Genomic DNA, 5,450 nt, shown 5'->3' with positions numbered 1-5,450 from the left:
ATTATCTGATTATGATTTCCATATTACAGCTGTAATAATTATCGATGGGTTTAATTTAAACTGACAATGTGACCTGAATATGACCAAAGTTGAAATTATGATATGCAATAAAAATAAAGATTGATTCTTAACAAAGGATGACTTAGATAAAGCAGTTGAATTTTATAAAAAAGTATATGAAAAAGTAGAAAGAAAATTTAGAAAACAAAAGGGGGTTGAAGTATAAATAACACTTGATATAATCAAGGTATAGGGCCCTAGGAGAATAAATAGTGGAGGTAATTATGGCACTTGCAGATTATATTTATGAGAAACCAACTATAGAGACAGAACGTCTGGTGCTTAGAAAATTTCAGCCTTCTGATATTTCAGCTTTAGAAGAATGGATGGCAGATAAAAGTATTTATACTTACTGGGGAAAAGGTCCTGGAAAAACGGATAAGAATCCCAAGCTTTTGCTTGAAAAGGAGGAGAGAGCATCAAAGAGCTTTCATCTTGGTATAATCCATAAGGGTGATGAAAAAGCAATAGGCGAAATCTGGATTTACCTAATTGAAAATGATCGTATGGGCAAGGTGGCTATGAGGCTTTCTAGAGAATATCAAGGTAAGGGCTATGGCTATGAAGCTTTATATGCTATGACCAAATTCTGCTTTGATAATACTGAGCTTAAAAGGCTCTGGACAGATGTTGATATTCGTAATGAGGCTTCTGTGAGAATTCTTGAGAAGTGCGGATACAAAAGAGAAGGACTGATTCGACAAGGGAAAATGGTTAATACCTGGTGTGATTATTATATTTATGGGTTGCTTAAAGAAGAATTCTTACTGAATGAATAAAAGTTGATAAAAAATTTGGATGAGTTATTTAAGATATTCAAGTAATATATTCAATGTAAAGAATTTATCAATTATTCTTAAAAGTAAATAAGTATTTAATAAAGTCCGGCTAGTGATTTGCTGGGCTTAAATTTTTTTGTAAGAATGGTAAACTCGCCATTTTATAGAGAGCCCAGAAGGGGGCAGAATATACTGTAAAGTGGTATCTTAATAGAATTTAGATAAAATCTAAATCTTAAGAGCTTTTCTAGTTTCTCAAATTAATTATGGCAGTTGTGAAATGAATCCAAGATAATTCCTAAATTATCCTTGACAATTGTTGAAAATTTGGTAAACTTAATATCAGTAAGAATGATAATCAATATCAATTACATATATTTTTAATTTCATGCGCGCTGAAATGAATAAATTTACTTAAAACTTACATTACATAAGAAAAAGATATTGGTTTCATTAATTGAATTCAAAAATAATTTATAAAGGAGATAACTATGAGAAAGTTCAAATTACTAACACTAACTGCTTTAATAGCAAGTTTTACTATGGCATTTGCTGCTTGTTCAAATTCAAGCAATAAAAATGACCAAACAGATGCTAATAAGGATGAAAAAACTGCAACAGTTGAAATCACTGATGCACATGGAACTGTTACTGTTCCTATAAATCCTAAGAATGTAGTTTCTTTAGATAGTAGAACTTTTGAAACTTTATCTGATTGGGGAATTAAATTGGCTGCTGCACCAAAGGATGTTATGCCAAAGGATTTATCTTATGTAAGTGACAAATCTGTGCAAAATATTGGAAACCATCGTGAGCCAAATCTTGAGGTTATAGCAGCGGTAGATCCTGAGTTGGTAATTGTTGGTCAAAGATTCGCTAATTTTTATGAAGATATAAAGAAATTAGTACCAAATGCTGCAGTAATTGATTTGAATTTTGATGTTTCTGAGGAAGCAGCTACACCTGGAGAGAATTTAGTAAATGGTCTTAAAGATTCTATAATTACTCTAGGAAAAATATTCGATAAAAATGATGAAGCTAAAAAATTAACAGAGTCCTTTGATGCAGCTATTGAAAAAGTTAAGTCCACTTACAATGGAAAAGATAAAATTATGAGTGTTGTAGTTTCTGGTGGTTCTATTGGCTTCTCAGCTCCTAAGTCAGGACGTGTTTGGGGACCTATGTATGAAATCTTTGGTTGGGTTCCAGCCTTAGAAGTAGATGGTTCTACTTCTGATCATCAAGGTGATGATATTTCTGTTGAAGCTATTGCACAAAGCAATCCAGACTGGATATTTGTATTAGATAGAGATGCAGCAACATCATCTTCAGAGGATGCAGTTCCTGCTCAGGATGTTATTGAAAATTCACCTGCCCTTAAGAACACAACTGCTGTATCCAATGGAAAGGTAGTTTATGCACCAAAGGATACTTATACAAATGAATCAATACAAACTTATCTTGAGTTATTGGAAGAACTTGCAAATAAATTGGCGCAATAACAAAAAGGAGTATTTATAGTGCTAAAACATAGTAATCATAATAATTATAAATCAATCCGGGCTGATAAATCTCAGCCCCATGCCGTAAATAAGAATAAAATATTCACAAAGCAATTTATATTAGCAATTATTGCTGTTATTATTTTAGCTATTATATCACTGTTTACTGGAGTTTATGATATTCTTGGACAAGAAGATGGGAGGGTTATGTTTTTCATAACCCGTGTTCCAAGAACAGTCGCTTTAATGCTCACTGGAGCTGCAATGTCCATGTCTGGACTGGTAATGCAGCTTGTTACTCAAAATCGTATGGTGGAATCTACAACAACGGGAACTATTGAATGGGCTGGATTAGGACTTATGTTTGTTTATTTAGTATTTCCTGCACCGACTTTACTTGAAAGAATGACTGGTGCTATTGTTTTTTCTTTCTTAGGAACTATGGCTTTCTTCTTGTTTTTAAGAAAAGTTAGGCTTCGTTCCTCTTTAATTGTTCCTATTATCGGTATGATGCTAGGAGCGGTGGTGTCTGCTTTTTCTACTTTTATTGGTCTAGTTTTTAACATGACACAGAACATAGAATCTTGGTTTGTAGGATCCTTTGCACAAGTTCAAATTGGAAGATATGAGTACTTGTGGATGATTGTTATTGTGAGTGTCCTTATTTTTATCTACGCAGATAGACTTACTCTAGCGGGATTAGGAGAAGATATTACCACAAGCCTTGGGGCAAATTACAATAGGATAGTTGTTCTTGGTACTGGACTTATTTCCTTTGCTGTAGGAATTGTTGCCGCTGTTATTGGAAACTTACCTTTCTTAGGTTTAATTGTACCTAATATTGTGTCCATGTATAGAGGGGATGATCTTAGAAGTAATTTACCCTGGGTATGTGTTTTAGGAATGGGCACCATAATGCTTTCCGATATAATTTCTCGAACAATTATTATGCCCTTTGAAGTGCCTGTTTCATTGATACTTGGAACTTTAGGTGCAGTGGTGTTTATTGTGATTTTATTGAGACAAAGGAGGCTAAAATGACTACCTTAGATAATAGTATAAAAGAAAATTTAAATTCAAATTCTAGCCTTCATAGCAAAGATAGATCCGCTAGGGCCTTTCGCTCTAAAAAGGAAGAAAGACAGTATAGAATTTTATTGAGCACCTTCATTGTCTTAGGACTTTTCTCTGCCTATGGACTATTGGTTTATAACAATCCAGTGTCAATAAGCTCTCCTTCTTTTATCCCAGTAGTAAGAAGAAGGATGATAGCGGTTATTGCAATGATTATGGGCGCAATTTGCCAGAGTTTGTCTACAGTTGCTTTTCAGTCCATTACAAGCAATAAAGTTATAACTCCTTCACTGTTAGGCTTTGAAGCACTTTACTCAACTATTCATACTAGTACCATGTTCTTTCTTGGAGCTAATGCTTTTATTCAATTTACTGGTACTGGCCCTTTTCTAGTACAAGTTTTGCTTATGGTCTTATTATGCCTTATACTTTATGGATGGTTGCTCTCTGGAAAGTACGGAAATTTGCAGCTTATGTTACTGGTTGGCGTTATTATTGGAACTGGCCTTAGATCATTGTCCTCTTTTATGAGAAGACTGATGGAACCTTCTGATTTTGATATTCTACAGGCCAGATTATTCGGTTCAGTAAATAATGCGGATTCTGAATACTTTGGTATTGCAATTCCAATTGTATTAGTTACCGCGGTGTTAATCTTTATCAATGCTAGGAGATTAAATTTATTGTCTCTAGGTAAAGATGTTAGTACTTCTTTGGGCGTTAATCATCAAAGGGGAACTATCTATACGCTTGTATTAGTTTCGATTTTAATGTCAATTTCAACAGCTTTGATTGGTCCACTGACCTTCTATGGATTTTTAGTTGCAACTTTGACTTATCAAGCGGCACCAACTTATGATCATAGATATATTTTCCCCATGGCACTTGCTATAGGATTCTTGATTATAACCGCTGCTTACTTTTTCATGTATCATATATTCAACGTTCAAGGTGTAGTTTCAGTTATTATTGAAATGTTTGGTGGAATAATATTCTTAATTGTAATTTTAAGGAAGGGAATGTTATGATTAATATTGATAAAGTTAAAAAGGTATATAGCGATGAGGTGAATATAGGGCCTTTGAATATAGATATACCAAAGGCAGGTTTTACCTCCTTAATTGGACCAAATGGTGCTGGAAAGTCTACTACACTGCTGATGATTGGAAGACTTTTAAACATGGATGAAGGTCAAATTAAGGTAGCAAATTGGGATGTAACTAAATCTAAATCAGAGGATTTAGCAAAGGTTTTGACTATCTTACGACAGGAAAATCATTTTGTAACAAAACTTACCGTTAGACAGCTAGTTGGATTTGGTCGTTTTCCTTATTCTAAAGGAAGACTTACAAAAGAGGATGAGTCTATTATTTCTAAATATATTGATTTTTTAGGCTTGACTGAGCTTGAAAACAGATATTTAGATGAGCTTTCTGGTGGGCAAAGGCAAAGAGCCTATGTAGCAATGGTCCTCTGTCAAGAGACAGAATATGTCTTTTTAGATGAACCTTTGAATAATCTTGACGTTGCCCGTTCTGTTCAAATGATGAAACACTTAAGGCAGGCTGCCAATGAATTTGGCAGAACCATTGTGGCGGTTTTACATGATATAAACTTTGCAGCTAAATACTCTGATAGAATTTGTGCTATGAAAGATGGCAAAATTGCCGCTTTTGGTACTGTTGATGAAATTATGAAAGCAGATCTTTTAACAGATATTTTTGAAACAAAGATAGAAATAATAAAGGGACCTTATGGTCCAGTGGCAATCTATTTATAGTAACTGATTTTGCAAGTACATATGACTATGGCTACGCTAGTACTCTAAAAGATAAGATAGTGAAATCTTCTGTTTTATCATAATTTCTTGCCTCACACCTGAGATTATGGTAAAATTTAAAAAGCAGACAATGATGCCTGAAAAGGTTATTGTCTGCTTTTTTTACTCTATAGGAAATTATATATTTAAGAAATTGTGGATAAGTTCGATAAATTACCTATAGGAGTATTAAATTGGGTGATTATTTCTATGAGT

5 protein-coding genes are annotated in these 5,450 nt (G+C 33.7%); all 5 read left to right on the top strand.

The window, feature by feature from the left end:
- The first annotated feature begins 284 nt into the window (after window positions 1–284).
- The 5 genes from N3C_RS14330 to N3C_RS14310 all read left to right on the top strand — a co-directional run bounded on the left by N3C_RS14330 (window position 285) and on the right by N3C_RS14310 (window position 5,195).
- Window positions 285–839, top strand: coding sequence for a GNAT family N-acetyltransferase (locus tag N3C_RS14330; RefSeq protein ID WP_074366683.1), 555 nt, complete (start codon window positions 285–287; stop codon window positions 837–839).
- 491 nt (window positions 840–1,330) lie between these two features.
- A complete protein-coding gene (locus N3C_RS14325) occupies window positions 1,331–2,341 on the top strand; it encodes a siderophore ABC transporter substrate-binding protein (protein ID WP_074366681.1) in 1,011 nt (336 codons plus the stop codon).
- Between the two features lie 18 nt (window positions 2,342–2,359).
- Window positions 2,360–3,382 carry an ABC transporter permease gene (locus N3C_RS14320; RefSeq protein WP_242944119.1) on the top strand — a complete coding sequence of 341 codons (1,023 nt, stop codon included), beginning with the start codon at window positions 2,360–2,362 and terminating at the stop codon, window positions 3,380–3,382.
- Window positions 3,379–4,443, top strand: coding sequence for an iron chelate uptake ABC transporter family permease subunit (locus tag N3C_RS14315; RefSeq protein WP_074366680.1), 1,065 nt, complete (start codon window positions 3,379–3,381; stop codon window positions 4,441–4,443). The genes N3C_RS14320 and N3C_RS14315 overlap by 4 nt, the downstream gene beginning before the upstream one ends.
- A complete protein-coding gene (locus N3C_RS14310) occupies window positions 4,440–5,195 on the top strand; it encodes an iron ABC transporter ATP-binding protein (protein ID WP_074366679.1) in 756 nt (251 codons plus the stop codon). Before N3C_RS14315 ends, N3C_RS14310 begins: the two co-directional genes overlap by 4 nt.
- The last annotated feature ends 255 nt before the right edge of the window (window positions 5,196–5,450 follow it).

Origin of the sequence: Clostridium sp. N3C (assembly GCF_900095445.1) — a bacterium.
Classification (GTDB): domain Bacteria; phylum Bacillota; class Clostridia; order Clostridiales; family Clostridiaceae; genus Clostridium_AU.
This window is presented reverse-complemented; position numbering and strand designations above follow the sequence as displayed.